Source organism: Mesorhizobium sp. WSM4837 (assembly GCF_055811435.1).
In genome coordinates, this window is the sequence record NZ_JBVVQE010000299.1 from 1 (window position 1) to 202 (window position 202).

Consider the following 202-nt stretch of genomic DNA (forward strand, 5'->3'; position numbering starts at 1 on the left):
GAGATCTTGACCAGCTCCTTGCGGCGCTGTTCGTTGAGCTCGGGCAGCGGAATCCTGAGATTGGTGCCGTCGACGATCGGATTGAAGCCGAGATTGGATTCACGGATGGCGCGATCGACCGCACCGACCATCGACTTGTCCCAGACCGAAACCGAAATCATGCGCGGCTCCGGCACCGACACGTTTGCCACCTGGTTGATCG

General features: G+C 59.9%; 1 protein-coding gene. It reads right to left on the reverse strand.

Features of this window, described 5'->3' with window-relative positions:
- Window positions 1-202, reverse strand: a 202-nt coding sequence (locus AC0L3D_RS37165) for a ribosome-recycling factor (RefSeq protein WP_473647595.1), incomplete at both ends; no start/stop codon positions are given.